The organism is Streptomyces sp. NPDC093252 (assembly GCF_040683675.1).
GTDB lineage: Bacteria > Actinomycetota > Actinomycetes > Streptomycetales > Streptomycetaceae > Streptomyces.
Genome location: NZ_JBFBEM010000016.1, coordinates 227,121 through 253,560 on the forward strand (window position 1 = coordinate 227,121; position 26,440 = coordinate 253,560).

Below are 26,440 nucleotides of genomic sequence, written 5' to 3' on the forward strand. Positions count from 1 at the left end.
GCGGCCGTACTCCTCGACCCAGCGGCGGAAGTTCGGCTCCTGGATGTCGAGGGCCTCGCCGTACCGGCCGACCAGGCGCAGGGTCCAGGCAGTACCGAGGGCGGCTTCGAGCGTCGCCGGGTCGCGTCCGCCGCTGAGGGCGCTCCATGCCTCCAGGACCGACCGGTGCGGGGCGAGGGAGACCCCACAGATCTCACCGCCCTCACCGGCCTCACGGCCCCCTCGCCGGCTCCACCCCGGGCCCGGTGGTGTCCCCGTCCCGGGGTACGTCGCTGTCCTCGCCGCCGTCGTCCACGCGCAGCGTCCAGTAGACCCGGGAGGCGTCGTCGTCCAGCGGCTCCAGCCCCAGCAGCACGACCGGATGCTCCGGGTACGGGGTGACGGCACCGGCCCGCCCGGAGGACCCGAGCCCGGTGGGCGGCACGGCGTCGCGGACGGTGGTGTGCAGGGAGCGCGGTACGGGTGCAGCCCCGGGCCGCGCACCCGGAACTCGTCCCCGCCCCGCGCCGATCCGGCCGAGCAGCACATGTGCTCCCGGGGCAGCGTGATCTCGCGCAGCGTCTCTTCCATGATTCCCCCGACCCGTGCCCGCCCGGTACGGCTCGGCGGGCTGGTGCACCGCGACGAGGCCAGCCCTTCGCGCGGTGGCACAGGGAGACCGTTTACCGGCCAGGTGGCGCATATTCTGGAGGCATGTATTTCACCGACCGAGGCATCGAGGAACTGGAGAAGCGGCGTGGCGAGGAGGAGTTCACCTTCGAATGGCTCGCCGAGCAGTTGCGGACGTTCGTGGATCTGAACCCGGACTTCGAGGTCCCCGTGGAGCGCCTGGCGACCTGGCTGGCCCGCCTGGACGACGAGGACGAGGACGACTGAGCAACTGACCTGTGGAGTCGGAAACCCCTAGTCGCGGGGGCGGGTCAGTTCGCAGGCGAGGGCGAGCGTGCCGTGGGCGAGGAGGAGCCCGCCCACGGTGAGCCAGCCGGGGCTGCGGCGGCGCAGGCCCCGGACGGCGAGGGGGAGGCCGAGGGCGATCTGCGCGAGGGCGAGCGCCCGTGCCGCGGGGCCCCCGGACGACGGCAGGTACGGAGGCAGGCAGGAGAGCGGGGAGGGGGACGGGGAGGAGGGCCACCGCGACGGCAGCCGGGGTCCGATGAGCCCCTCCCCGAGGGCGTGGAGTTCCTCGCGGGCGCTCTCGCGGAGCGTCTCGCGGTCGATCCGCCGGACGCCGGGCCGGTCGCGCAGGGCCGTGCGCAGATCGGCGGTGGGGGCGCCGGGAGTGAGCCCGGCGGGGAGCCGGACCCCGGCCCGGGACAGCACCGCGAGCAGTCCGCGCAGCCGCGCGCGGGCGTCGGACGCCGGGTCGGGCTCGGCCAGCCGGTCCAGCGACTGCACATCCAGTACCGGATCCAGGCCCAGCTTGGCGGCGAAGGTGCGCATGGCCTCGTCCTCACCGGCCGGGGTGCCGTCGGCGAGCCAGACGTAGCCGACCGGGCGGCGGAACCCGGCGGCCAGGGTGTACCCGGCGCGGTCCCGGTCCCACCACAGCGCGAGGACCGGCCAGGGGGTGCCGACGGCGAGCGCGGTGGCCCAGCCGGTGGCCACCCGGTCGACGGGTTCCGCGCCGTCCGCCCAGGCACGCCCCTCGGGCACCAGCACGCTCCAGCCCTCACCGGCGGCGGTGAGGAGCAGCGGCTCGGGCAGCAGCGCGGCCACCAGGGCGACGGAGTCGGCGGGGGCGCGGCAGAGCAGCACGGCGCCGGGGGCGGCGGGGCCGGGGCGGGCGCTCGGCGCGAGATCTTCCGACGGCATGTTGCTCACGCTAGGGCAATTTGTCCGATTCGGCGGACTCAGGGCCCATTCGGTGGACTCCGGACCCATTCGGCGCGCTCGGGGCGGCCCCGGCACGGACCCGAGGCGCATCCGGTACCGCGGGCGCCGGTCCGCCCGGTACCGGACATCCGCGACTGTCTTGACTTTCCGTTTCCGCGATATATCGTGAATAGCACGAGAGACACGATATGGCGTGTCGGATGCCGTCCCGGGGCGGCGTCCGAGGGTCATGCCCCGTCCGGTCGCGCGTGCGGTCCGGCCCGGTCGAGGAGGTCTGCACCATGTCCGAGTGGTCCGTCGGTGAGCCGAGGAAGCTCACCTTCGACACACCCGTCCGCAAGCTTCAGGTACGCATCGTCAGTGGAACGGTGAACGTCGTGGGCACCGACGAGAGTTCCACGCGGCTGGAGATCTCCCGGATCGACGGCCCGCCCCTCATCGTCACCGAGCACAACGGCACCCTCACGGTGGCCTACGAGGACCTCCCCTGGAAGAGCTTCCTGCGCTGGCTCGACCGCAAGGGCTGGCAGCGCAGCGCGGTCGTCTCACTGGCGGTGCCGGCCGGGACGCGCGTCGAGGTGGGCGTGGTGAGCGCCAGCGCCGTGGTGTCGGGGATCGAGGGCCGCGCCGAGGTCAAGGGCGTCTCCGGGGACGCCACGCTGGTCGGGCTCACCGGCCCGGTCCGGGCCGACACGGTCTCCGGGAGCCTGGACGCGCAGGCGCTCAGCGGCGATCTGCGGTTCAACTCGGTCTCCGGGGACCTCACGGTCGTGGAGGCGGGTTCCTCGGTGAAGGCGGACTCGGTGAGTGGTTCGATGATCGTCGACCTGGACCCGACGAGCCGTCCGACGGACATCAGCCTGGCCAGCGTCTCCGGCGAGATCGCCATCCGGCTGCCGCACCCGGCCGACGCCGAGGTGGAGGCCAACACCGCGAGCGGGCAGGTCTCCAACGCCTTCGAGGATCTGCGGGTGGGCGGCCAGTGGGGCGCCAAGCGGATCACCGGCCGCCTCGGCGCGGGCAACGGCAGGCTGAAGGCGACGACGGTCTCCGGCTCCATCGCCCTCCTGCGCCGCCCTCCGACGGAGGAGGACACCGCGGAACCGCAGAACGAGCCACCACAGAACGAGTCACCACGAGACGAGTCACGACGCGACAACTCACCACGCGACAACTCACCACGCGATAACTCACCACGGGACGACTCACCGCAGGACACATCGGGGGCCACCACGAGGGAGAATGCCGCTTCCGGCCAGGACACCGGCGACAACACCGGCCCGGCGGACGGCACGACCGACAAGAAGGTGCTCTGACATGCCCCCCGTCTTCGCACACGGCCGGCTCCGGCTCTATCTGCTGAGGCTGCTCGACGAGGCCCCGCGCCACGGCTACGAGGTGATCCGCCTGCTGGAGGAGCGCTTCCAGGGGCTGTACGCGCCCTCGGCGGGCACGGTGTACCCCCGGCTGGCCAAGCTGGAGGCCGAGGGCCTGGTCACCCACACCACCGAGGGCGGCCGGAAGGTGTACGCCATCACGGACGCGGGCCGCGCCGAACTGGCCGCCCGCAGCGGCGAACTGGCCGATCTGGAGCTGGAGATCCGGGAGTCGGTGGCGGAGCTGGCCGCGGAGATCCGGGCGGATGTGCGCGGGGCGGCGGGTGAGCTGCGGCGCGAGATGCAGGCGGCGGCGCACGGGACCCGGCACGACGGGGACTCCATGCGCCCGGCGAGTTCCGCCGAGAAGGAGGCATGGCTCGCCAAGGAGGAGGAGATGCGGCGCGTGAAGCAGGAGTGGAAGGAACAGGCGCGGCGGGCCAAGGACGAGAGCCGACGGGCACGGGAGGAGGCGCAGCGGGCCAGGAGGCAGGCCAAGGAGGCGCAGGACCGGGCGCGCGCGCAGGCGCAGGAGGAGGTCCAGCGGATCGTCCGCCGGGTGCAGGAGCAGGTCCAGGACCACTTCACGCGCGGCGACTGGCCGACGGGAGTGCGGGAGGGCCTGACGGAACTGGCGAAGGAGTTCGGCGAGTTCGGCAAGGACTTCGGCCGCGACTTCGGCCGCGACTTCGGCTTCGGCCGCGCCTCGGACAAGCGGACGCCGTCCGACGCGACCGTCCCGTCCGACGCGACAGCGCCCTCCGGCCCGGCAGCCTCCTCCGCCTCAGCACCGGAGGACGGGGCACCCGAGCAGCACGACACCCGCGCCCCCGGGGACATCCCCCCCGGCACCGAGCGCCCCGCCTGGGCCGACGAGCCGCCGACCGGCGACCCGGCCCGTGACCTGGACCGCCTGCTGGACCGCTTCCGCGACGACATCCGCGACGCGGCCCGCGACCACGGCGTCACCCCGGCCCAACTCCGCGACAGCCGCCGCCATCTGTCGACAGCGGCGGCACACATCGGGGCACTGCTGAGGGGGCAGGGGACGTAGACCCGAGGGCGCGAGCGAGGGGTGGGGGCACCCGACAACCCCACCCCCACCCCACCCCCATCCCTCCCCCCTTCACACCCCTCCCCCCTCACCCCACCGCCCGCTCCCCTCCCCCACCCCCCAGCACCCGCGTCACCGACTCGAAGGTGACCCCGTGGTCGGCGAGCACCTCGGCGACGACCCCGCGTCCCGTGGTGAGCGCGAGCAGGATGTGATGGTCGCCGATGCTCCGCTCGTGCCGGGCGAGAGCGATCCGCAGGGACTGTTCGAGAACGTCCTTGGCGGGGCGGCTGAAGGAGCGGCGCCCCCGCCACCAGCGCCCGTCGTGCCGGTCGCCGGTCAGCGCACCGGCGCCGTGCGCCTCCTCGACGCGGGAGACGATCTCGGCGACATCGATGCCGAGCCCCGCGAGGGCGTCCGTCTCGGCCTTGGAGAGCCCGGCGAGGCGCCGCGCGTCGGCCAGCGACGCCCGCAGGGACTCGCCCCGGTCGCCGACCCCGAGGGCGGCGAGCGCGAAGGAGCCCTTGCCGCCGGACCGCTCGGCGAGGGCCAGCAGCAGATGCTCGGTGCCGACGCTCCCGGCCCCCGCCCGCTCACTCTCCTCGACCGCCCCGGTGACGACCGCGCGGGCGTCCCGGGTGAACCGTTCGAACATCATCGCCTCCCGTACTTCTTGTGCACGGCCTGCCGGCTGACGCCGAGTTCCGCGGCGATCTCCTGCCACGACCACCCCTGCTGGCGCGCACCGCGCACCTGCACCGCCTCCAACTGCTCCAGCAGCCTGCGCAACGCGGCGACGGCCCTCAGCCCGACCCGCGGGTCACGATCACCGGCCCGTTGCGCGAGATCCGTTGCTTCGGTCATGACGTCAACCTACATTGACACCCGAGACCACGTCAACCAACGTTGACACCGCACGACCATGCACACCGCCCCTCCGGGGAACGACCGACCCCCGGCCCTACCCCCGCAACACCACCTTCCCGAACAGCCCCCCCGACTCCATCCGCTCGAACCCCTCCCGGGCCCGGTCCATGGGCAGCACCTGATCGATGACGGGCCGGACCCCCGTGGCGGCACAGAACGAGAGCAGGTCCTCCAGCTCGTCCCGGGTGCCCATGGTGGAGCCGACGATCCGCAGCTCCAGGAAGAAGACCCGGGTCAGTTCGGCGTGCGAGGGGCGGTCGCCGCTGGTGGCGCCGGAGATGACGATCGTGCCGCCCGGCCGCAGCGACTTGACGGAGTGCGACCAGGTCGCCGCCCCGACGGTCTCGATGACCGCGTCCACCCGCTGCGGCAGCCGCGCACCGGGCTCGACCGCCTCGACGGCCCCCAGCTCCAGGGCCCGCTTGCGCTTGGCCTCGTCCCGGCTGGTGGCGAAGACCCGCAGCCCGGCGGCCCGACCGAGGACGATGGCGGCGGTGGCGACCCCGCCGCCTGCGCCCTGCACGAGGATCGAGTCCCCGGGCCGCACCCCGGCGTTGGTGAACAGCATCCGGTAGGCGGTCAGCCAGGCCGTGGGCAGACAGGCGGCCTCCTCGAAGGACAGCTCCGGGGGCTTGGGCAGCACGTTCCAGACGGGTACGGCGACCTGCTCGGCGAAGGTGCCCTGGTAGCGCTCGGTGAGGATGGAGCGCGGCTCCCGGGGTCCGACGCCGTGCCCGGTCTGCCCGATGACGGAGTGCAGGACGACCTCGTTGCCGTCCTGGTCGACCCCGGCGGCGTCACAGCCGAGGATCATCGGCAGCCGGTCCTCCGGGAGACCGACGCCGCGCAGGGACCAGAGGTCGTGATGGTTGAGGGAGGCGGCCCTGACGTCGACGACGGTCCACCCCGGCGGAACCCCGGGAGCGGGCCGCTCCCCCAGTTCCAGTCCGTCGAGCGGTCGGTCACGGTCGGTACGGGCGGCGTAGACAGCGAACATGCAGCCGACGATAGGTCGCCCTCTCCCCCCGAGGAACCACCCCACTCTGTGACCCACACCCCCTTGCCAACAAAGGGCCAGTGGGGCAACGCCCTGTCTTGCGCTTCTAGGGGCGCGAGGAACTCCGCGCCGCTTTCAGGAGCTCAGGGGCGCGGGGAACTCCGCGCCGCTCTCAGGGTCGCGAGGAACCACGCGCCGCTTTTAGGGGCGCGGGGAACTGCGCGCCCAGCCACCCCCCACCCGCACCACCCCCACCACTCCCGCACCCCCCACCCCCCGGGGCGACGGCTCCCCGTCCATCCAACCCGCACGGGTGGGCGGGTGGGCAAAGAAAACGGGCCCCGCCCAAACGGACGGGACCCACAAAACACCGCCCAAGCTAGCGCCGCGCCACCCCATCGGCCCGAGCCGCCGCAGCCACCGCCGCGGTGACCGCAGGGGCGACCCGCTCGTCGAACGGAGAAGGGATGACATAGGACGCCGAGAGATCGTCCCCCACCACGCCCGCGAGGGCCTCCGCCGCGGCCAGCTTCATGCCCTCCGTGATCCGCGACGCCCGCACCTGGAGCGCCCCGGCGAAGATCCCGGGGAAGGCGAGCACGTTGTTGATCTGGTTGGGGAAGTCCGACCGCCCGGTCGCCACCACCGCCGCGTACTTGTGCGCCACGTCCGGGTGCACCTCGGGGTCGGGGTTGGCCATGGCGAACACGAACGCGCCCGGCGCCATCGAGGCGACCGCCGCCTCCGGCACCGTACCGCCGGAGACGCCGATGAAGACGTCCGCGCCCGCGAGGGCACCCTCCAGCGAGCCGCTCAGGCCCGCCTTGTTGGTGAAGGAGGCCACCTCGCGCTTGACCGGCGTGAGGTCGTCCCGGTCGGCCGAGACGACACCCTTGCGGTCGGTCACCGCCACGTCGCCGATCCCGGCGTCGATCAGGATCCGGGCGATGGCGACCCCGGCCGCACCGGCGCCCGAGATCACCGCGCGCAGCTCACCGAGGGCCCGCCCGCTCAGCCGGGCGGCGTTGCGCAGCGCGGCGAGCGTGACGACGGCGGTGCCGTGCTGGTCGTCGTGGAAGACGGGGATGTCGAGCCGCTCCTGGAGCTTGCGCTCGATCTCGAAGCACCGGGGCGCCGAGATGTCCTCCAGGTTGACCCCGCCGAAGGACGGCGCGAGCCGGACCACGGTCTCCACGATCTCGTCCACGCCCGTGCAGGCCAGCGCGATCGGGACCGCGTCCACCCCGCCGAACTGCTTGAACAGGATCGCCTTGCCCTCCATCACGGGGAGGGACGCCTCGGGCCCGATGTCCCCGAGGCCGAGCACGGCCGTGCCGTCGGTGACGACGGCGACGACCGAGGACTTCCAGGTGTAGTCGTTGACCAGGTCCGGCTGCTCGGCGATGGCGCTGCACACTTTCGCGACGCCGGGCGTGTATGCGAGGGACAGGTCGTCCTTGTCGCGCACCGGCACGGTGGCCTGCACGGCCATCTTGCCGCCGCGGTGCAGCGCGAACGCCGGATCGAACGAGTCGAGGGAGTCCAGGGAACCGAGCGGCTCCCCGCTCTCCTGATCCGCGTTTCCGACGTTTCCGGCGCTGCGAGGATTGACGATCTCCGCTGCCACGTTGTCTGACCCCTTAGGTGTTCATGGTTGAGGGTGGCCGCCTCTGGTCGAAGAGGCGGGCGGGACCGTGTACGACCCAAGTGGTGCGTAGCGATACGTAGGGATACGTACGGGCGTACACGACGGGCACGCCGCACACGCGCCCTTGAGCCCCGGATGAGGGGTGTAAAGAACCTTCATACCTGACGACCGGTCCCGTGGACGAGTCCATAACGTGAAGGTCACATGCATCACGCGGAGATCACAGCTCACCCCGCGCCGGGGGTCGGGCACCGGCCGGATGGCGGTCCGCAGCATCCGCGCATAACGGGACCATCGTCACAAGCGCCGGTCAATATCCCGAGCGTGGGCCAAGAATGGGCAAAGAGCCCTCGACACTCACCCGAACGGCAGCGGTCACCGAAGATCTTCCGGCCGGAAGCGGAGATTCCTGAAGAAGGTCCGGCCGTGATGTACCGGAGTGGTGCGGTTCGGGGGTGGCCCGTTATCCGATTTTGACATGCCTGCCCCCCTGAATGCCTCCGTCCGAATGGCAAGATGCCGTCATCACAGGAGGTCGCGACACTCGAAGAGGTGTGTCGGCCCGGCCCCACGGCAACCCTCTCCATCCGCCGGAGGAATCCACCATGACCGCAAGCACCATCCGTCGTACGACCGCCCGCTCCCGGCTGGCCGCGGTCGGCTCGATCGCGGTCGCGGGCGCCCTGCTGCTCACCGGCTGCGGTGACCAGACCGGGGGCGGCGGTTCGGAGAGCAAGGAGAGCGCCGGCTCCTCCTCCGAGGCGGCGGCGGCCCCGCTGGCCGACAAGCTGCCCCAGGAGATCCGCGACAAGGGCGTCATCAAGGTCGGCTCGGACATCGCCTACGCGCCCGTCGAGTTCAAGGACGACGCCGGGGCGACGGTCGGCATAGACCCCGACATCGCGGCGGCCATGGGCAAGCAGCTCGGGGTGACCTTCGAGTTCGAGAACGGCACCTTCGACACCCTGATCACCGGTCTGCGCTCCAAGCGCTACGACATCGCCATGTCCGCGATGACCGACACCAAGGACCGCCAGGAGGGCATCGACGCCGACACCGGCAAGAAGGTCGGCGAGGGCGTGGACTTCGTCGACTACTTCACCGCGGGTGTCTCGATCTACACCAAGAAGGGCGACGATCAAGGCATCACCACCTGGGCCGACCTGTGCGGCAAGACGCTCGTCGTCCAGCGCGGCACGGTCTCCGACGACCTCGCCAAGGCCGAGGCCAAGAAGTGCCCGTCCGGCGAGAAGCTGACCATCGAGGCGTTCGACAACGACCAGCAGGCCCAGACCCGGCTGCGGGCCGGCGGCGCCGACGCCGGTTCCTCGGACTTCCCGGTCGCCGCCTACGCCGTCCAGACCTCCGGCGGCGGCAATGACTTCGAGCTGGTCGGCGAGCAGGTCGAGGCGGCGCCGTACGGGATCGCGGTCGCCAAGGACAACACCCAGCTCCGCGACGCCCTCCAGGCGGCCCTGGACGCGGTGATCGCCGACGGTGAGTACCAGAAGATCCTGGAGAAGTGGGGCGTCACCGACGGCGCCGTCACGGAGGCCGTCGTCAACGGCGGCAAGTGACCCGGCCCCCACGACCGCGGGCGCGGAAAGGCAACACGCGTGACTCCTGACATCTCCAAGACGGGCGACGGCCGCCCGGCGGACACCCCGCCGGCCGGCCCGGAGGCCATCAAGGCCATCCCGGTCCGCCACTACGGCCGCTACCTCACCGCCGTACTCGCCCTGGGCCTGTTCGGCACCATCGTCTACGCGTTCTCCCAGGGCCGGATCAACTGGGGCGCGATCCCGGACTACTTCTTCGACGACCGGGTCCTCAGCGGGGTCGGCAAGACGCTGCTGATCACCGTGCTGGCCATGGCGATCGGCATCGTCGGCGGCATCCTGCTGGCCGTGATGCGGCTGTCGAAGAACCCGGTGACCTCGTCCATCGCCTGGTTCTACATCTGGTTCTTCCGGGGCACGCCGGTCCTGGTGCAGTTGGTGGTCTGGTTCAACCTGGGCCTGGTCTTCGAGTTCATCAACCTCGGCCCGTTCTACCGGGACGAGTGGTCGGACTTCATGACCCCGTTCCTGACCGCGCTGCTCGGCCTCGGGCTGAACGAGGCCGCGTACATGGCGGAGATCTGCCGCGCCGGTCTGCTGGCGGTGGACGAGGGCCAGACGGAGGCGTCGCACGCGCTGGGCATGAGCCAGGCCAAGACGCTGCGCCGGATCGTGATCCCGCAGGCCATGCGGGTGATCGTGCCGCCGACCGGCAACGAGGTCATCAATATGCTGAAGACGACCTCCCTGGTGTCGGTCGTCCAGTACTCGGAGCTGTTCCGGGTGGCCCAGGACATCGGGCAGACCTCCGGCGCCCCCGCCGAGATGCTGTTCCTCGCCGCGGCCTGGTACCTGCTGCTGACCTCGATCTTCAGCGTCGGCCAGTACTACCTGGAGCGCTACTACGCCCGCGGCTCCTCCCGGCAGCTCCCGCCGACCCCGATGCAGAAGATCCGCCGGAACCTGCTGTCACTCGGCCGCCCGAAGGGAGCCACGGCATGACCCACGACCCCGCCGTCCCCATGGTGAAGTCCGAGGGCGTGCACAAGTCCTTCGGCCCGGTGGAGGTGCTCAAGGGCATCGACCTGGAGGTCCGCACCGGCGAGGTGTTCTGCCTGATCGGCCCCTCCGGCTCGGGCAAGTCCACCTTCCTGCGCTGCATCAACCACCTGGAGAAGATCAACGCCGGCCGGCTGTCCGTCGACGGCGAGCTGGTCGGCTACCGGCAGAAGGGCGACAAGCTCTACGAGCTGAAGGACAGCGAGGTCGCGGTCAAGCGCCGGGACATCGGCATGGTCTTCCAGCGCTTCAACCTGTTCCCGCACATGACCGCCGCCGAGAACATCATCGAGGCGCCGGTGCAGGTCAAGGGCGTACCCAAGGCCCAGGCCAAGGAGCGGGCGATGCAGCTCCTGGAGCGGGTCGGCCTCGCCGACAAGGCGCGGAACTACCCCTCCCAGCTCTCCGGCGGCCAGCAGCAGCGGGTGGCCATCGCCCGCGCCCTGGCGATGGACCCCAAGCTGATGCTCTTCGACGAGCCCACCTCCGCCCTGGACCCGGAGCTGGTCGGCGATGTCCTCGACGTCATGCGCGACCTCGCCGAGTCCGGCATGACCATGATCGTCGTCACCCATGAGATGGGCTTCGCCCGCGAGGTCGGCGACAGCCTGGTCTTCATGGACGGCGGTGTGGTCGTCGAGTCCGGCAACCCGAGGGACGTCCTGACCGACCCCCAGCACAACCGCACGAAGGCGTTCCTGTCCAAGGTCCTGTGACCACCGCGGTCCGGTGACCGAAGGGGCGGTACGGGGGGATCTCCTCCCCGTACCGCCCCTTCGCCGTTCCTTCGGCCCCGGTTACTTCAGGGCGAGCAGCAGGGTGTCCGAGGGGGAGCACCAGACCGGGCGGGCCTCGCCGAAGCCTGCCTCGCGCAGGGTCCGGGCGTGCCAGGACACCGGGGGCATGTCGCCGTCGGCGTGTCCGCCGTAGATGGCGAAGCGGCGGGCCGTGGGGATGGCCAGGACGGGGTCGGCGGCGGCGAGCTGCCACCAGGCGGCCCAGTCGACGGCGCCGTCGTTCCTGGCCTGTTCCATGCGCTCGTGGCGCAGCGCGCGTTCGGCCGCGTTGATCCGGGGGGTGGTGTCGTCGATCATGTGATCGGCGTTCATGAAGACCCCGCCGTCCCGGACCAGCCCCGCCACCTGCCCGTAGAGGGCGGCGAGCGGGCCCTCGTGCAGCCAGTGGAGTGCGGTGGCGGTCAGAACGGCGTCGAAGGACGCGTACGGCAGGGCGGTGGGCCAGTGCGGGTCCTTGAGGTCGGCGGTGACGAAGGTGACGCGGTCGTCACCGGCGAAGGTGCCCTCGGCGATGGCGAGGAGGGCGGGGTCGAGGTCGACGCCGGTGCTGACGGCACCGGGGAGACGGTCGAGGAGGCGGGCGGTGATGGAGCCGGTGCCGCAGGCGAGGTCGAGGACGCGCGGGGTGCGGCCGACGGTCGCCTCGACCATGTCCAGCATCACCCGGAAGCGCTCCTCGCGGTCCGGCATGTACCACTCCTGCTGCCGGTCCCAGCTCCGCTGCCACCCCTGCCAGTCGGTCCCGGCCGCCGTGGTGTCCGTCATGGGTGCCCTCCGTCACAGACCGTGCGTAATACCCTGGATACGGCATCGGCTGTTACCCCGACCGCATCATGACCATAAGGCTCCCCGGTAAGGACTACAAGTGGAACTGACCTATTACTCGGACTATGCCGTGCGGCTGGTGAACAGCGAGGAACCCGGCCGGGGCACGGACGCCCTGACGACGGTGGAGGCGGTGCGCGAGCTGTTCGGCGCCAACCAGTCGGCGGGCCGCCGGGCCACCGAGGCGGACGTCACCCGCTTCCGCGCGGTCCGCGCCCGGCTGCGGTCGGTCTTCGAGGCGGCCGACGGGGGCGACGAGACCCTCGCGGTCGACCTGCTGAACTCCCTGCTCCTGGAGTTCCCGGTCAGCCCCCAGATCTCCGGCCACGACACCCGCGACGACGACGGCCGCCCCCTGTGGCACATGCACCTCGCCGACCACCCGTCCAACGCCACCGCGGGCTATGCCGCCATCGCGGCGATGGGCCTGGCCTTCCACCTCACCGAGTACGGCGTGGACCGGCTGGGCCTGTGCGAGGCGCCCCCGTGCCGCAACGCCTACCTCGACACCTCCACCAACCGCTCCCGCCGCTACTGCTCCGACCGCTGCGCGACCCGCGCCAACGTGGCCGCCTACCGGGCCCGCAAGCGTCTGGAGGCCGACCGGTCGGAGAGCACCGGGCGCGCGGCCGACACCGCCCAGCGCAGCACCGCGACCGGCGACCGCCGCCCCGCGGGCAGCGGCCGGTAGCGCAGCCGCACCCGCCCGAGCACCAGCTCCTCGGGGACCACCCCGTAGTCCGTGCTGTCCCCGCCCGCGTACGCGTTGTCCCCGAGCACCCACCAGCCGCCCTCGCGCCGCCCCGCCGCCCGCTTGACGACCAGCAGGTCCTGCTGGAACGGATGGCGCAGCACGACCACGTCACCGGGCCTGATCCGGGTGCCGTAGTGCACCACCAGGCGGTCCCCGTGGCGCAGTGTGGGCACCATCGACGGCCCGGACACCTCGGCCAGCCCGAAGGGCAGCACAGGGCCCCCGCGCTCGCTCTCCCGCGACAGTTCCGGCATCCCGGCACCTCCCCGGTCGTTCCCCACCAGTCTCAGTCTGACCCCGGACTTTTGTCCTAAGCCCATGGGGGCACCCGCGAAAACCCGCCTCGCAGGGAGTAATGTCCCACCTGAGAAGACGATCACGAGGAAGGAATGCTCCATGCTTTCCCGCCTGTTTGCCCCCAAGGTGAAGGTCAGCGCCCACTGCGACCTGCCCTGCGGCGTGTACGACCCGGCCCAGGCCCGTATCGAGGCGGAGTCGGTCAAGGCCGTCCAGGACAAGATGGCCGCCAACGACGACCCGCACTTCCAGGCCCGCGCCACCGTCATCAAGGAGCAGCGCGCGGAGCTGGCCAAGCACCATGTGTCCGTGCTCTGGAGCGACTATTTCAAGCCCCCGCACTTCGAGAAGTACCCCGAGCTGCACCAGCTCGTGAACGAAACCCTCAAGGCCCTCTCCGCCGCCAAGGCCTCCACGGACCCGGCGACCGGCCAGAAGGCCCTGGACTACATCGCCCAGATCGACAAGATCTTCTGGGAGACGAAGAAGGCTTGATCCCACCTCAAGCCCCTGACCTGCAATTATTATCTACTTGCACGGTCTACCAGACCGCACCCGGCCCGCAGGCCGCCACCCCGGCACCCGCGGCACCCGGGTGCGGTCCCTTTTGGGGCCGGGTGGGGGTGGTCCGGGGGGACTGCCTTTCAGGCGGCGTGCGGCGGCGTGAAGGGTGGCAAGGTGACCGCCTTCAGGCCGCGTGAGGGGTGGCAAGATGACCGCCCTCAGGCCGCGTGCGGGGTGGCGAGGTGACCGCCCTTTCAGGCCGCGTGCGGGGTGAACGTGACACGGGAGTCGCCCTCGTCGACGGCCACGCTCAGCGAACCGTCCAGGGCCTTCGCCAGGCGCCGCAGCAGCGGCAGCGTGGGCACGGTGTCGCCGCCCTCCATCCGGGAGACCTGCGGCTGCGTCATCCCGGCCAGCTCGGCCAGCTCGCTCTGGGACAGACCGAGTTCGACCCGCCGGTCGTGGACCGCCTGCCCGAGGTCCCCGGCCAGCCGCGCGTCGATGTACTCCTGGTCGTACTCCGCCTCCGCCCCGGCGAACTGCCGGTCCCGGCCGGTCCTCCATGTGCGGTGCTGCATCAGCCCTCCTCAGCTCCCCTCCCCACGGCGATCGTAGGTGTGCCGAGCACGGCCGATTTCCGCCTCGCGGAGCTTCCGCGCCCGACCGGCCCGCCGCCCTGCCTCCGCCGCCTCGCGCGTCCCGGTCCTCCTGAACACCGCCAGCGGAACGATCCGCCGCTCTAAGGGCGGGCCGGTACCGGAGGCCGCGCACGGCCTCACCGTCCCGTCCGGGTCTCCCCTACGCTCACCCCATGACCGTCCGCTGGACCCACGCCTTCATCGACCGGCCCGCCGACCGCCTCGACGCCGCGCTCGCCTTCTGGACCGCCGTCACCGGCACCCGGACCTCCGGCCCGCGCGGCGACCGGGGTGAGTTCACCACCCTGCTCCCGGACCCGGGCACCGGAGCCGACGCCTGTCTCAAGGCGCAGGGCACGGCCTCCGGCCCCGGCGGCGCCCATCTCGACTTCGCCGTGGACGACGTCGACGCCTTCACCGCCCGCGCCCTGCGGCTCGGGGCGCGGACGTCCGCCGCGCACGACGGATGGACCGTCCTGCGCTCCCCGGCGGGGCACGCGTTCTGCGCGGTGCCCTGGCACGGGGAGGCGGTCCGGCCCCCGGTCGTCGGCGGCAGCCAGCTGGACCAGGTCTGCCTGGACACCCCGCCGTCCGCGTACGACGCCGAGGCCGCCTTCTGGACCGGGCTCCTCACCGGGGCCGACGGGTCGGGGTGGGAGTCCGTCAGCAGTCCGCTCCCGGAGTTCCGGGCCATCGTGCCGCCGGCCGGGCTGCCCGTGCGGGTGCTGCTCCAGCGGCTCGGCACCGAGCAGCCCGCCGCCGCCCATCCCGACCTCGCCTGCGCGGACCTCGACGCCACCGCCGCCGCCCATGAGCGGCTCGGCGCGACCGTGGTCCGGCGGCACCCGTTCTGGACCGTGCTGCGCGACCCGGCGGGCGGCACGTACTGCCTCACCGGCCGCGACCCGGAGACGGGCGGGCGCCCGAAGAGCGCTTGAGCCACCGTGGCGGCTCTCCGGTCCGGTCAGGGAGTCCGCCGTCCCAGGGCCCCCGCCCTCCCCCTCAGATACCGCTGCTCCGGCAGGCTCAGTGTCCGTGCCGCCGCTGACTCATAGGCGGCGCGCGCCTCCTCGTAGGCCCCGGCGCGCTCCAGGAGATGGCCGCGTACCGCGTCGACCCGGTGGCCCAACTGGGGGCCTAGGGCATCCACGGCGGCGAGCCCGGCCCGCGGGCCGTGGACCATCGCCACCGCCACCGCCCGGTTGAGCCGCTCGACGGGGCCGGGGACCATCCGGACGAGGAGGTCGTAGAGGCCGAGGATCTCCCGCCAGTCGGTGGCGGCGGCGGACGGGGCCTCGTCATGGACGGCGGCGATGGCCGCCCGGAGCTGGTAGGGGCCGGGACGGCCCCGCTCCAGGGCCCCGGTGATCAGGGCGACGCCCTCGTCGATCGCGACCTTGTCCCAGCGGCCCCGGTCCTGTTCGTCCAGCGGCACCAGATCGCCGTCCGGCCCGGTGCGCGCCTCGCGGCGGGCGTCGGTGAGCAGCATCAGCGCCAGCAGCCCGGTCACCTCGGTGTCGTCCGGGAGCAGCCGGTGCACGGTACGGGTCAGCCGGATCGCCTCCCCGGCCAGCTCCCGGCGCTGGAGCCGGGGCCCGGAGGTCGCCGTGTACCCCTCGTTGAAGATCAGGTAGAGGGTGTGCAGGACGGCGGGGAGACGGGCGGCCCAGGCATCGGGGCGGGCGAAGCTCACCCCGCGCACCTTCTGCTTGGCCCGGCTGATCCTCTGCGCCATGGTCGCCTCGGGCACCAGACAGGCACGGGCGACCTCGGCCGTGGTCAGTCCGCCGACCGCGCGCAGGGTGAGCGCGAGCTGGGCGGACGGGCCGAGATCCGGGTGGCAGCACAGGAACAGCAGGGTGAGGGTGTCGTCCTCGCGCGGAGTCCGGTCCGCGCCCGGCTCCGGCGCGGTGAGGGCGTCCCGGGGCGCCAGCGCGGCGACCCGCTCCTCCCGGCGCCGCCGCGCCTCGTCGCTGCGCAGCACATCCGTCAGCCGCCGCGCCGCCACCTTGATCAGCCAGCCCCGGGGATTCTCCGGAACCCCCCGCTCCGGCCACTGCCCGGCCGCCGCGATCAACGCCTCCTGCACGGCGTCCTCGGCGGCATCGAAGTGCCCGTACCGGCGCACCAGCGCCCCGAGGACGGAAGGGATCAGCTCCCGCGCGTCCCGCAGGGCACCGGAGACGCTGTCACTGCCCCTGCCCCTGTCACTGCCCCTGTCCCTCATGCCCGGCCGCTCAGAGGTCCCCGGCGCCGTCCAGGATCTGCCGGATCTCCACGGGGTAGACCGGCGCCCCGGCGGGCTGTGGACACCCGGCGATCCGGGCGGCGATCTCCGTGACCCGCTCCAGGCTCGCGCAGTCCAGCACCCAGTAACCGGCCAGCATCTCCTTGGTCTCGCCGTACGGGCCGTCGGTGACGACCGGCTTGCCGTCCTCGCCGAGGGTGACGTGCCGGATCTGTTCCGGGGCGGCCAGGCCCTGGCCGTCGATCAACTCGCCGCTCTCGGAGAGGTCGTCGTTGACCGCGCCCATGAAGGCGTACATCGCCTGGAGATCCTGCTCGGTCCAGGCCGGGGAGGAGGCCGACGCCCTGCCGCCCATGGCGTCGTAGTCGATCTGCGCGCCCTGAATCATGACCAGGTACTTCATCGTTCCGCTCCTTCGGCTCGGCCGCCCCTGCCGGGCGACTCTCACACGGAACGTCGGAGCGGATCGAGCGTTCTCGACAGGGCGCGCGAAAATTCTCCGCACCGAACCCGCACCCCAGCCGATCTCTCAGGCGGACCCGGAAGCACGCTCCCGGCCGGTGCCCGGCCGCGCCGCCCGCGCGTCCTCCCGTGCGTTCGGCGCGCGGTGCGCCCGCTCACTCCCCTCGGGCTCCGCGTACGCCGGGCACTCCTCGTTCCGGCAGGGCCCGCCGACCCAGGTCGGCACCCAGGTACCCAGCGTCTTGTGGCGGTGTATCACCGTCTCCACCGGCTGTCCGCAGACCGGACAGGCATGTCCTTCGCTGTCCATGCCCTCAGCGTAGGACGGCGGACCACTCCCCGCTCCCCGCCGCCCCCCGCATCACCGCTTCCTGCCGTACGTCCGGACGAAGACCCCGTTGCCGAAGGTCCGCAGCGACTCCAGGGTGAACTCCGTGATGTCGCAGCCCTTGGCGAACATCGGCATCCCGGAACCGTAGACGAGGGGGTAGGTCTTGACGACGATCTCGTCGACCTCGTCGAAGAGCGCCCCGGCGAGCTGCGCGCCACCGCACAGATAGATCCCGAGCCCGCTCTCCTCCGCCTTCAGTTCCCGCACCTTCCCGACGACGTCGGAGGCGACGATCTCGACATCCGGGTCCGGGGACTCGCCGAGCGTGGTGGAGGCGACGTACTGCCGCAGATGGGCGTACGGGCTGGTCACGCCCTCCTTGAGGGCCAGGTCGTAGCTGGCCCGGCCCTGGATGATCGTGTCGAACCGCTTGTTGGCGAGATGGTCGGTGCCGGTGGCCCGGCGGCCGATGGTCGGCAGGGTCTCCGGGTACTCCGCGGCGAGGAAGCCGAAGAACTCCTCGTCCACGAACCGGACCATCTCCGTGGCGTCCCCCTGCGGATCACCGATGAAGCCGTCCAGGGAACAGGCGATGAAATACGTGAGCTTGCGCAAACCGATCTCTTCTCATTCGTCCGGCTGGTGCGTGAGCCGTGTGCACGGCCCGCGCTGACGACTCCATTTGTAGTACTCCATCCGTAGTGGTTGCAAGCCCTTTAAAGAACCCATCTCGCGGCCCAGCGCGCCACGAGATGGGTCCGGTCTTGATCTCCGCAGGTCAGGAGGGGTGCGGCTCCCGCCACATCGGCCACATCGTCGGCCCGCCGTCCGGCAGCTCCAGCGGTGCGCCGAGCACCTCGAAGCCCAGCCGCTCGTACAGCCCCCGGCTGCGCGCGCTGCTCGCCTCCAGATAGGCGGGCATCCCGTCCCGGTCGCAGCGGTCCAGCACGGCCCCGATCAGCAGCGCGCCGAGCCCCTCCCCCTGCCGCTCCGGGGCCACCCCGATCATCCACAGATACTCGTGCGCCCGGTCCTCGGGATGGATCCCGGAGGTCAGCCGGGCTATCTGCTCCACCCGCGGATTCCCCGGATCGACGGCTTCACGCAGCCGCACGGCGTCATCGCCCCCGCCGTCCTCCTCCGGCCCCTCCCCGTGTCCCTCCTCATGGCCCCCCTCCTGACCCTTTCCCGGCACGGGCAGCCACAGGGCGCACCCGGTGCCGTCCTCCAGCAGATCGATCCGGCCGTCGGCCATCACCATGTCGGTGAACGCGCCCATCAGCCGGTGATGGGCGCGCGGGAGCGCCTCCCCGGGGAAGATCCAGTTGCTCACCGGATCGTCCCGGAAGGCCGAGTCCAACAGCCGGACGACCTGCTCCCGGTCGCCCTCCCCCGCCGTCCGGATCGCCACACCCATGGTCCCCGCCCTTCCCTACAACCCGCTGCGCCACTCTGGCGTTTGAAGCGTAACGGGAGCGAACGGGGGCGGTCCCCGCACATCGTGGGGTGGCGCGGGAACCGCCGGGGGCCCTCCGGGAACGGCAGCACGGAGACCGGGCAGGGGCGCCGCCGATCCACCGGACCGCTGGAAACCCGGGACCACCGGAACCTTGGACCGCCGGAACCTTGGACCGCCGAACCCCGGACCGCCGAAGCCCTCGCACCAGCGGAACCCCGCACTGCCAAAACCCCCGCGCCGCCGGGACCCTCGGACCAGCAGAGCCCCACACCACCGCAGCCCGAACCCCTCAAAGCAGCCGAGCCCCGCACCACCGAAACCCCCGCACAGGCGGAACCCTCGGACCAGCAGGGCCCGCACCACCGGAGCCCGGACCCCTCGAAGCAGCGGAACCCCGCACCGCCGAAACCCCCAGACAGGCGGAACCCCTCACCGCCGAAACCCGGCACCACCAACCCCCAGACAGGCCGAGCCTCCGGGACACCTGAACCGCCCCGGAGACCCAGCCACCACCCCGCCCCGGCACCTCCAAACCCGGCCCGGGACAAGGCCCCAGGCCCCAGGAACCCGGCCCCGACACCCACCCCCCGGCAAGGGGCAAGGCACCCAACCCCCGCAAGGGACAAGAAACCCAGCCCCCCGCAAGGGACCGGGCGCCCACGACCCGGCACGGGACAAAGCACCCAGGACCCGACCCCGGCCCCGGCGGCCCGCCCCGGCACGGAACAGGGCCGCCCAGGGGACAGCGCCCGGCACAGCACAGGGCAGCCAGCACCCGGCACCCGGCACCCGGCACCCAACCCGGGAAAAGACGGGACGTCAGTTGCTGCGGCGCGTCACGAACTCCGCCAAGGACAGCAGCCCCTCCGCGGCCGAAGGGTCCGGGATCGCGCGGGCCAGTTGGTCCATCGCGCGGCCCATCCGGTCGGCCGCCTGGCTCTGGGCCCAGTCCCGGCCGCCCGCCCGCTCGATGGCGAGCACCGTGCGCTCCAGGTCCCGCCGGTCGTACGGCTGCCCGTACAGCGCGGCCAGTTCGGCCGCCCCGGAGGTGCCCGAGGTGAGCGCCGCGACCACCGGCAGGGACTTCTTGCGGGCGGCCAGATCCGCGCCGGCCGGTTTGCCGGTGCGGCCCGGGTCGCCCCAGATGCCGATGACGTCGTCGATGAGCTGGAAGGCGAGCCCGGCGGCCCGCCCGAAGGCGTCCAGCGCGTCGACGACCTCGTCGTCCGCCCCCGCGTACAGCGCGCCGACCGCGCACGCGCACCCGATCAGGGCGCCCGTCTTGGCCTCCGCCATGGTGAGCACCTCGGCGAGGGTGACCTCGTCGGGTGCCCGGCTCTCCATGGCGGTGTCGGTGTGCTGTCCCTCGCACAGCTCGATGACGCAGGCGGTGACTCGGGCCGCCGCGCGCGGGGCCGCCGGATGCGGGTCCCGCGCGAGCATCAGCAGGGCCAGCGCCTGGAGGGCGTCCCCGGTCAGGATCGCGTCGGCGTCGCCGAACACGGTCCAGGCGGTGGGCCGGTGGCGACGGGTGACGTCCCGGTCCATCACATCGTCGTGCAGCAGCGTGAAGTTGTGCACCAGTTCCACCGCCGCCGCGGCCCGTACCGCCGAGGACCGGGCGGGGGCGCCGCCCAGGGCCTCGGCGGCGGTGAGCACCAGCGCCGGGCGGATCGCCTTGCCCGCGCCGGTCCGCGACGGCGTTCCGTCCGGGTTCTCCCAGCCGAAGTGGTAGCGGGCGACGCGCCGCATCTGCGCGGGCAGCGAGGCGAAGGCGGACCGCAGTTCGGGGTCGACGGACGCCCTCGTACGGTCCAGTATGTGCGCCGCCTCCGGGGGGACGTCCCGCGTACCGGGGTCGCCGTCCGGCTCGACGGCGACCCCGCTCTCCCCTGCCCCACCGCTGCGGTGTCCGGTGTCCGGTGCTGTGGACTCGGGCATCGGATCCCCCCTCAGGAAGCCCGCGGACACGGAGCGGCTGCGGGAGGGGTCACTGCCAGCGGCCGATCTCGACGTTCTCCAGCACGCCGAGCGCGTCCGGGACCAGCACGGCCGCCGAGTAGTAGGCCGTGACGAGGTACTTGATGATGGCCTGTTCGTTGATGCCCATGAACCGCACCGACAGGCTCGGCTCGATCTCGTCCGGGAGCCCGGACTGCCGCAGCCCGATGACGCCCTGGTCCTGCTCGCCGGTACGCATGGCGATGATGGAGGTGGTGCGGGCCTCGGTGACCGGGATCTTGTTGCAGGGGTAGATCGGCACTCCGCGCCAGGTCGGGATGCGGTTGCCGCCGACGTCCAGGCTCTCCGGGACCAGTCCGCGCCGGTTCAGCTCGCGGCCGAACGCGGCGATGGCGCGCGGGTGGGCGAGGAAGAGCTTGGTGCCGCGGCGGCGGCTGAGCAGTTCGTCCAGGTCGTCGGGGCCGGGTACGCCGTCGTGCGGCTGGATGCGCTGGTCGTACTCGCAGTTGTTGAGCAGGCCGAACTCGCGGTTGTTGATCAGCTCGTGCTCCTGGCGCTCCTTGAGCGCCTCGACCGTGAGCCGCAACTGCTGCTCGGTCTGGTTCATGGGCTGGTTGTAGAGGTCGGCCACCCGGGAGTGGACCCGCAGCACGGTCTGGGCGACGCTCAGCTCGTACTCGCGGGGGCTGCCCTCGTAGTCGACGAAGGTGTGCGGGATGTCGGGCTCGCCGGAGTGGCCGGCCGCGACGTCGATCTCCTTCTCGCCGTACTTGTTGGTGCGCTGCGCGGGGATCGCGCGCAGCGCGTCGAGGTGCCCGCGCAACGTTTCCGCACGCTCGGCGACCTGCTGGAAGTGGTCGCGCGAGAGCACCAGGACCGTGCACGGGGTGTCCGCGCGGACGGTGAACTCCCAGATCGCGTCCGGGTCCAGCAGCGCCTGCTCCCCGAAGTAGGCGCCGTCGGCGAGGACCCCGAGCACGGCGTCGTCGCCGTAGGGTCCGGTGCCCACCTTCTCCACCCGGCCGTGCGCCAGCAGATACACCTCGTCGGTCGGGTTGCCGAAGGAGGCGATCACCTCCCCCGCGGCGATCTCCCGCTGGGCGCAGCGGCGCGCCAGCTCGGTCAGCACCTCGTCGTCCTCGTACGACCGCAGGGCGGGCAGTTCGCCCAGCTCGGCGGGGATGACCTCGACGCGGTCGCCGGTCTTCACAAAGGTGATGCGCCCGTCGCCGACCGCGTAGGTCAACCGCCGGTTCACCCGGTACGTGCCGCCCTGCACGTCCACCCACGGCAGCGTCCGCAGCAGCCAGCGCGAGCTGATCTCCTGCATCTGCGGCACGGACTTGGTCGTGGTGGCCAGGTTCCGCGCGGCTGCCGTACCGAGACTCTGCTGCGGCTTGCCCTGCTCCGTGCGGACCTCTTCGCCTACCGACATATGGAACTGCCCTCCCGGTCATGCCCGGACAGCACTCCGCCGCCGGGCACCGAACTCCGCCGCACAGCGTTCCATCACCCGGTGTGCCGATGCTATTACCCGAAAGAGCGGGAATGGATCACCGCGCGCCGGGGCACATGTGAGTCACCCGGCACCCCGTTCCGCTCCGGAATACGCTCCTCCACTCCCCCTTTCTCCCCGCCCCGTAGCGGAATCGATCTGTCCGAATCCGCTCGCACGCTGTGCGAATGGAGGGTTCGGCGGCGGCCCGTTCGGTACAAGCAGCGGTACGAGACGGCCGCGCCCGGCGGTCGGCGCTCAGGTGCACGAAGGAGAGACGGCCATGGCCCCACCCATGTCCGCGAACACATTTCTGAATACCCTCCGCGAGGAGGGGCTCAAGGTCGTCGAGGTCGGCGACTGGCGCACCCACAACCGCAACAGCAAGGGCCCGTGGGGCCCGGTGCACGGCGTGATGATCCACCACACCGTCACCAAGGGCAGCGCGAGAACCGTGGAGATCTGCCGTGACGGCTACGCCTCCCTGCCCGGCCCCCTCTGCCACGGCGTCATCACCAAGGACGGCACCGTCCACCTCGTCGGCTACGGCCGCGCCAACCACGCCGGGCTCGGCGACGGCGACGTACTGAACGCGGTCATCGCCGAGAAGGGCCTCCCGCCGGACAACGAGGCGAACACCGACGGCAACACCCACTTCTACGGCTTCGAGTGCGAGAACCTCGGCGACGGCAAGGACCCCTGGCCCACCGCCCAGCTCGACGCCATCGCCAAGGCGGCGGCAGCGGTCTGCCGGACCCACGGCTGGACCGAGCGCTCGGTGATCGGGCACCTGGAGTGGCAGCCCGGGAAGATCGACCCCAAGGGCTTCACCATGGCCAGCATGCGCGAACGCGTCAAGGGACGGCTGAAGTAACCTTCCCCCCGGCCATGGGGCACCCGCGGGTGCCCGGCGCCGGTACCGGGGGCACCCGCGGGTGCGCGGCGGTGTGGCCGACAATGGGCCGATGACCGGCCCCGACCCCGCCGCCGCGCTGCGCCCCCGGCTCCCCTCGCCGCTGGTGGAGGTGACCGACCCCCGCTTCGCCCGCCGGGGCGTCCGGCTGCTGCTCAAGCGGGACGATCTGATCCACCCGGAGCTGATCGGCAACAAGTGGCGCAAGCTGGCCCCGAACCTGGCCGCCGCGTCCGGCCGTACCGTGCTGACCTTCGGCGGCGCCTACTCCAACCATCTGCGGGCCACCGCCGCCGCGGGCCGCCTGCTCGGGCTGCCGACCGTCGGCGTGGTGCGCGGCGACGAACTGGCCGGTGCCCCGCTCAACCCCTCCCTGGCCCGCTGCGCCGCCGACGGCATGCGGCTGCACTTCGTCGACAGATCGACCTATCGCCGCAAGACCGAGCCCGCGACCCGCGCCGCGCTCCTCGCCGCGACGGACGCCGGGGACGCCCTGGTGATCCCCGAGGGCGGCAGCAACGACCTCGCGGTACGGGGCTGCGCGGCGCTCGGCGAGGAGCTGCGGGGCGCCGCCGAGGTGGTCGCCGTGGCCTGCGGCACCGGGGGCACGCTGGCCGGGCTGGCCGCCGGTCTGGGCCCCGGCCAGCGCGCCCTGGGGGTGCCGGTGCTCAAGGGCGGGTTCCTCACCGCCGGGGTACGCGCCCTCCAGGACGCCGCCTTCGGCGGGGCACGCGGCACCTGGGCGCTGGCCGACGGCTTCCATTTCGGCGGCTACGCGCGCGTGCCGGCGGAACTCGACGCGTTCGCCTCCGGGATCGAACAGCGCCACGGGTTCGCGGTGGAACGTCTGTATGTCGCCAAGTTGCTCTATGCCCTCGTCGCCCTCGCCGAGGCGGGCACCTTCCCGCGCGGGACCCGGGTGGCGGCCGTCGTCACGGGGTCACCGCTCGGGGAGGCCGTCTGATCCGGGGCACGACCGGGTCCACCGTCCGGGACACGGCGGGCCCCGGTGCCGTCCGGGACACGGCAGGGCCCGCCGCGCCCCGGACCCTCCCCGCGCCGCGCCCCCCGGACCCCTCACGCCGACGACTCCCGGTACGCCGCCGCCTCCTCCAGGTCCAGCCGGCGCAGCAGGGTGCGCAGCATCTCGTCGTCGATGTAGCGCAGATCGCGCAGCCGGACGAAGACCTCGCGCTCGGCGCCGATCATCTCGCGGGACAGCCGCCGGTAGGTGTCGTCGACGGTCTCCCCGGTGACCGGGTTGGGCTGGCCGAGGCGCTCCCACACCGAGTTCTGGCGGCGTTCCAGGACCGTGCGCAGCCGGTCGGCGAGGGGGCCGGGCAGGGCGTTGCGCTCGTCGGTGAGGAGGTCGTCCAGCCGGCGCTCGGCGGCCCGGGACGCCTGCGCCTGGGCGTTGGCCTCGACCAGGGTCTCGGCCTGGACGTCCTTGCCGGGCAGCCGCAGGACACGGATCAGCGGCGGCAGGGTCAGGCCCTGGAGGACGAGGGTGCCGATGACGGTGGTGAAGGTCAGGAACAGGATCAGATTGCGGCCGGGGAAGGGCTCGCTGTCGTCCATGGTGACCGGGATGGAGAAGGCGATGGCCAGCGAGACCACCCCGCGCATCCCGGCCCAGGAGATGATGAACGCCCCCTTCCAGGTCGGGTTCTCCTCGCGTTTGCGCACCCGCGCGGAGAGCAGCCGGGGCAGGAAGGTCGCCGGATAGACCCAGATGAACCGCGACGCAACGACCACCAGGAAGACGACGACGGCGTACCAGGCGGCGTCGAGCCCCTCGTACGCGCCGAGGCCGCGCAGGACCACCGGGAGCTGGAGGCCGATGAGGGCGAAGACGGCGGACTCCAGGACGAAGGCGACCATGCGCCACACCGCGTCCTCCTGGAGGCGGGTCGCGAAATCCACCTCCCACGCGCGATGCCCCAGGTACAGCGCGACCACGACGACCGCGAGCACCCCGGAGGCGTGCACCTGCTCGGCGACGGCGTAGGCGGCGAACGGGATGAGCAGCGACAGGGTGTTCTGGAGGAGGGCCTCCTTGAGGTGGGTGCGCAGCCAGTGGATCGGGAACATCAGCAGCACCCCGATGCCGATGCCGCCGACCGCGGCGATCACGAACTCGGTGATGCCGCCCGCCCAGCTCGCCCCCTCGCCGATGGCCGCCGCGACGGCGACCCGGTAGGCGGTGATCGCGGTGGCGTCGTTCACCAGGGACTCGCCCTGGAGGATGGTGGTGATCCTGGACGGCAGTCCCACCCGGCGCGCGACCGCCGTGGCGGCGACCGCGTCCGGCGGCGCCACCACCGCGCCCAGCACCAGCGCCGCGGTCAGCGGCAGCCCGGGGATGAGCAGATAGGCGGCGTATCCGACGGCCACCGTCGCGAACAGCACATAGCCGACGGAGAGCAGCGCGACCGGTCTGAGCTGGGCGCGCAGATCGAGGTAGGAGCTGTCGGTGGCGGCGGTGTGCAGCAGCGGGGGCAGCAGCAGCGGCAGCACGATGTGCGGGTCGAGCGCGTACTCGGGTACGCCCGGCACGTAGGACACCGCCAGGCCCGCCGTGACCAGCAGCAGCGGCGCGGGCACCGGCGTGCGCCGCCCGGCCGCGGCGACCGCGGCGCTGCCCGCCACCAGCAACAGCAGCGGCATCACGTCCATGCGTCATCCCCGCCCTTCGTTGTGCGCGCGGTCTCCCGCACACCCGTCGTAATCTGGCAATCATGAAACAGTGCACGCACGCCGACGCGCTGCCGCACCCGGAACCCGCCCCGGCCAGTGAGACCTGTCTGGAGTGTCTCGCCGACGGGACGAACCCCGTGCAGTTGCGGCTCTGCCTCTCCTGCGGCCACGTCGGCTGCTGCGACTCCTCGCCGCACCGGCACGCGACCGAGCACCACAAGGATTCCGGCCACCCGGTGATGAAGACCTTCGAGCCCGGCGAGAGCTGGCGCTGGTGCTTCGTCGATCATGTCCTGGTGTGACCTCCGGTGACACCGGTGGTGACCCGGGGCGACGGTCGCCCTGTCCGGAACCGGTCCGATGTGATCCACGACAGGTCGGGATCGGGGACGGTTCGACCGTCTGACGCCTGGGTACGTCAATCCGGCGCGCGCTCTTCCCATTTGGGCCCGGCACACCCCTAGCCACGGAGCGTATCCGCGTGTTTACTATGAGTGACGGCAAGGGGATGGGGTCCCGGGGACAGGACTGTTGAGAGCGCGATAGCGTCACCGCTGAACGACCCATCGCGTTACCCCCGGGGGGCGACCCTCGGCCCCGAATAG

At 72.2% G+C, this 26,440-nt stretch carries 29 protein-coding genes; 12 read left to right on the top strand and 17 right to left on the bottom strand.

All coding sequences use genetic code 11. The features are described 5' to 3' along the window. Positions 1-211 precede the first annotated feature (211 nt). Complete coding sequence (locus AB0O01_RS30340; RefSeq protein ID WP_365318308.1) at positions 212-526, bottom strand: hypothetical protein; 315 nt, start codon at positions 524-526, stop codon at positions 212-214. A 167-nt stretch (positions 527-693) separates the two neighbouring features. On the opposite strand from AB0O01_RS30340, the gene AB0O01_RS30345 reads away from it, so the two are divergent. Next, positions 694-876: a DUF6104 family protein gene (locus tag AB0O01_RS30345; protein ID WP_365318310.1), complete on the top strand. Its 183-nt coding sequence runs from the start codon at positions 694-696 to the stop codon at positions 874-876. A 27-nt stretch (positions 877-903) separates the two neighbouring features. Here AB0O01_RS30345 and AB0O01_RS30350 read toward each other — a convergent pair whose 3' ends face one another. Further along, entirely contained in the window at positions 904-1,812 is a 909-nt protein-coding gene (locus tag AB0O01_RS30350) for a hypothetical protein (protein WP_365318312.1), read from the bottom strand. A 302-nt stretch (positions 1,813-2,114) separates the two neighbouring features. On the opposite strand from AB0O01_RS30350, the gene AB0O01_RS30355 reads away from it, so the two are divergent. Both AB0O01_RS30355 and AB0O01_RS30360 read left to right on the top strand, forming a co-directional pair. After that, the gene (locus tag AB0O01_RS30355; protein ID WP_365318313.1) at positions 2,115-3,149 is read left to right on the top strand and encodes a DUF4097 family beta strand repeat-containing protein; all 1,035 of its coding nucleotides are present in this window, start codon (positions 2,115-2,117) and stop codon (positions 3,147-3,149) included. A 1-nt stretch (position 3,150) separates the two neighbouring features. Then, complete coding sequence (locus tag AB0O01_RS30360; RefSeq protein WP_365318315.1) at positions 3,151-4,263, top strand: helix-turn-helix transcriptional regulator; 1,113 nt, start codon at positions 3,151-3,153, stop codon at positions 4,261-4,263. A gap of 88 nt (positions 4,264-4,351) precedes the next feature. Here the strand turns inward: AB0O01_RS30360 and AB0O01_RS30365 are convergent, their stop codons facing one another. The 4 genes from AB0O01_RS30365 to AB0O01_RS30380 form a co-directional block, all read right to left on the bottom strand. Next, positions 4,352-4,918 carry a Clp protease N-terminal domain-containing protein gene (locus AB0O01_RS30365; protein ID WP_365318394.1) on the bottom strand — a complete coding sequence of 189 codons (567 nt, stop codon included), beginning with the start codon at positions 4,916-4,918 and terminating at the stop codon, positions 4,352-4,354. Beyond that, positions 4,918-5,127 carry an HTH domain-containing protein gene (locus AB0O01_RS30370; RefSeq protein ID WP_355740603.1) on the bottom strand — a complete coding sequence of 70 codons (210 nt, stop codon included), beginning with the start codon at positions 5,125-5,127 and terminating at the stop codon, positions 4,918-4,920. Before AB0O01_RS30370 ends, AB0O01_RS30365 begins: the two co-directional genes overlap by 1 nt. Positions 5,128-5,224: 97 nt before the next feature. After that, the gene (locus tag AB0O01_RS30375) at positions 5,225-6,187 is read right to left on the bottom strand and encodes a zinc-binding dehydrogenase (RefSeq protein WP_365318317.1); all 963 of its coding nucleotides are present in this window, start codon (positions 6,185-6,187) and stop codon (positions 5,225-5,227) included. A gap of 379 nt (positions 6,188-6,566) precedes the next feature. Next, a complete protein-coding gene (locus AB0O01_RS30380) occupies positions 6,567-7,814 on the bottom strand; it encodes an NADP-dependent malic enzyme (RefSeq protein WP_365318319.1) in 1,248 nt (415 codons plus the stop codon). A gap of 626 nt (positions 7,815-8,440) precedes the next feature. Here AB0O01_RS30380 and AB0O01_RS30385 point away from each other — a divergent pair. The 3 genes from AB0O01_RS30385 to AB0O01_RS30395 are packed head-to-tail and all read left to right on the top strand — an operon-like array spanning position 8,441 to position 11,169. Beyond that, on the top strand, positions 8,441-9,412 hold the full coding sequence (locus AB0O01_RS30385) for an ABC transporter substrate-binding protein (protein ID WP_365318321.1): 972 nt from the start codon (positions 8,441-8,443) through the stop codon (positions 9,410-9,412). Between the two features lie 39 nt (positions 9,413-9,451). Next, positions 9,452-10,396 (top strand): amino acid ABC transporter permease, encoded by a 945-nt coding sequence (locus AB0O01_RS30390; RefSeq protein ID WP_365318323.1) that lies wholly within the window; start codon positions 9,452-9,454, stop codon positions 10,394-10,396. After that, positions 10,393-11,169, top strand: coding sequence for an amino acid ABC transporter ATP-binding protein (locus tag AB0O01_RS30395; protein WP_365318324.1), 777 nt, complete (start codon positions 10,393-10,395; stop codon positions 11,167-11,169). The genes AB0O01_RS30390 and AB0O01_RS30395 overlap by 4 nt, the downstream gene beginning before the upstream one ends. An 81-nt stretch (positions 11,170-11,250) precedes the next feature. On the opposite strand, the gene AB0O01_RS30400 is transcribed toward AB0O01_RS30395, so the two are convergent. Further along, positions 11,251-12,015 (bottom strand): class I SAM-dependent methyltransferase, encoded by a 765-nt coding sequence (locus AB0O01_RS30400; protein WP_365318325.1) that lies wholly within the window; start codon positions 12,013-12,015, stop codon positions 11,251-11,253. A 100-nt stretch (positions 12,016-12,115) separates the two neighbouring features. Here AB0O01_RS30400 and AB0O01_RS30405 point away from each other — a divergent pair, with 100 nt between their 5' ends. Next, complete coding sequence (locus AB0O01_RS30405; RefSeq protein ID WP_365318327.1) at positions 12,116-12,766, top strand: CGNR zinc finger domain-containing protein; 651 nt, start codon at positions 12,116-12,118, stop codon at positions 12,764-12,766. Here the strand turns inward: AB0O01_RS30405 and sodX are convergent. Beyond that, positions 12,649-13,083, bottom strand: coding sequence for a nickel-type superoxide dismutase maturation protease (gene sodX / locus AB0O01_RS30410; RefSeq protein WP_365318329.1), 435 nt, complete (start codon positions 13,081-13,083; stop codon positions 12,649-12,651). The two genes, AB0O01_RS30405 and sodX, sit on opposite strands and share 118 nt — an antisense overlap. Positions 13,084-13,225: 142 nt before the next feature. Here sodX and sodN point away from each other — a divergent pair, with 142 nt between their 5' ends. After that, positions 13,226-13,621 (top strand): superoxide dismutase, Ni, encoded by a 396-nt coding sequence (gene sodN, locus AB0O01_RS30415; protein ID WP_365318330.1) that lies wholly within the window; start codon positions 13,226-13,228, stop codon positions 13,619-13,621. A gap of 263 nt (positions 13,622-13,884) precedes the next feature. On the opposite strand, the gene AB0O01_RS30420 is transcribed toward sodN, so the two are convergent. Beyond that, entirely contained in the window at positions 13,885-14,208 is a 324-nt protein-coding gene (locus AB0O01_RS30420) for a helix-turn-helix transcriptional regulator (RefSeq protein WP_365318331.1), read from the bottom strand. A 233-nt stretch (positions 14,209-14,441) separates the two neighbouring features. Between AB0O01_RS30420 and AB0O01_RS30425 the strand changes: the two genes are divergently transcribed. Next, positions 14,442-15,206: a VOC family protein gene (locus AB0O01_RS30425; protein ID WP_365318333.1), complete on the top strand. Its 765-nt coding sequence runs from the start codon at positions 14,442-14,444 to the stop codon at positions 15,204-15,206. A 26-nt stretch (positions 15,207-15,232) separates the two neighbouring features. On the opposite strand, the gene AB0O01_RS30430 is transcribed toward AB0O01_RS30425, so the two are convergent. The 7 genes from AB0O01_RS30430 to AB0O01_RS30460 all read right to left on the bottom strand — a co-directional run bounded on the left by AB0O01_RS30430 (position 15,233) and on the right by AB0O01_RS30460 (position 22,165). Further along, positions 15,233-16,495 carry a DUF6596 domain-containing protein gene (locus tag AB0O01_RS30430; RefSeq protein WP_365318334.1) on the bottom strand — a complete coding sequence of 421 codons (1,263 nt, stop codon included), beginning with the start codon at positions 16,493-16,495 and terminating at the stop codon, positions 15,233-15,235. Positions 16,496-16,505: 10 nt separating this feature from the next. After that, a complete protein-coding gene (locus tag AB0O01_RS30435; RefSeq protein ID WP_365318336.1) occupies positions 16,506-16,919 on the bottom strand; it encodes a YciI family protein in 414 nt (137 codons plus the stop codon). A 126-nt stretch (positions 16,920-17,045) separates the two neighbouring features. Next, positions 17,046-17,288, bottom strand: a complete 243-nt coding sequence (locus AB0O01_RS30440) for a hypothetical protein (RefSeq protein ID WP_365318338.1) — start codon at positions 17,286-17,288, stop codon at positions 17,046-17,048. 51 nt (positions 17,289-17,339) lie between these two features. Next, positions 17,340-17,924 carry a dihydrofolate reductase family protein gene (locus tag AB0O01_RS30445; RefSeq protein WP_365318340.1) on the bottom strand — a complete coding sequence of 195 codons (585 nt, stop codon included), beginning with the start codon at positions 17,922-17,924 and terminating at the stop codon, positions 17,340-17,342. 163 nt (positions 17,925-18,087) lie between these two features. Continuing rightward, complete coding sequence (locus tag AB0O01_RS30450; protein WP_365318342.1) at positions 18,088-18,726, bottom strand: GNAT family N-acetyltransferase; 639 nt, start codon at positions 18,724-18,726, stop codon at positions 18,088-18,090. 861 nt (positions 18,727-19,587) lie between these two features. Further along, positions 19,588-20,709 (bottom strand): family 2 encapsulin nanocompartment cargo protein polyprenyl transferase, encoded by a 1,122-nt coding sequence (locus AB0O01_RS30455; protein WP_365318344.1) that lies wholly within the window; start codon positions 20,707-20,709, stop codon positions 19,588-19,590. Positions 20,710-20,758: 49 nt separating this feature from the next. Further along, entirely contained in the window at positions 20,759-22,165 is a 1,407-nt protein-coding gene (locus AB0O01_RS30460) for a family 2B encapsulin nanocompartment shell protein (RefSeq protein ID WP_365318345.1), read from the bottom strand. A 343-nt stretch (positions 22,166-22,508) separates the two neighbouring features. On the opposite strand from AB0O01_RS30460, the gene AB0O01_RS30465 reads away from it, so the two are divergent. Together AB0O01_RS30465 and AB0O01_RS30470 are read left to right on the top strand one after the other, a co-directional pair. Beyond that, positions 22,509-23,099, top strand: coding sequence for an N-acetylmuramoyl-L-alanine amidase (locus AB0O01_RS30465; protein ID WP_365318347.1), 591 nt, complete (start codon positions 22,509-22,511; stop codon positions 23,097-23,099). Positions 23,100-23,190: 91 nt separating this feature from the next. Then, positions 23,191-24,102, top strand: coding sequence for a pyridoxal-phosphate dependent enzyme (locus AB0O01_RS30470; protein ID WP_365318349.1), 912 nt, complete (start codon positions 23,191-23,193; stop codon positions 24,100-24,102). 113 nt (positions 24,103-24,215) lie between these two features. Here the strand turns inward: AB0O01_RS30470 and AB0O01_RS30475 are convergent, their stop codons facing one another. Further along, a complete protein-coding gene (locus tag AB0O01_RS30475; protein ID WP_365318351.1) occupies positions 24,216-25,814 on the bottom strand; it encodes a Na+/H+ antiporter in 1,599 nt (532 codons plus the stop codon). Positions 25,815-25,876: 62 nt separating this feature from the next. Here AB0O01_RS30475 and AB0O01_RS30480 point away from each other — a divergent pair, with 62 nt between their 5' ends. Further along, positions 25,877-26,137: a UBP-type zinc finger domain-containing protein gene (locus AB0O01_RS30480; RefSeq protein ID WP_365318353.1), complete on the top strand. Its 261-nt coding sequence runs from the start codon at positions 25,877-25,879 to the stop codon at positions 26,135-26,137. Positions 26,138-26,440: the final 303 nt, after the last annotated feature.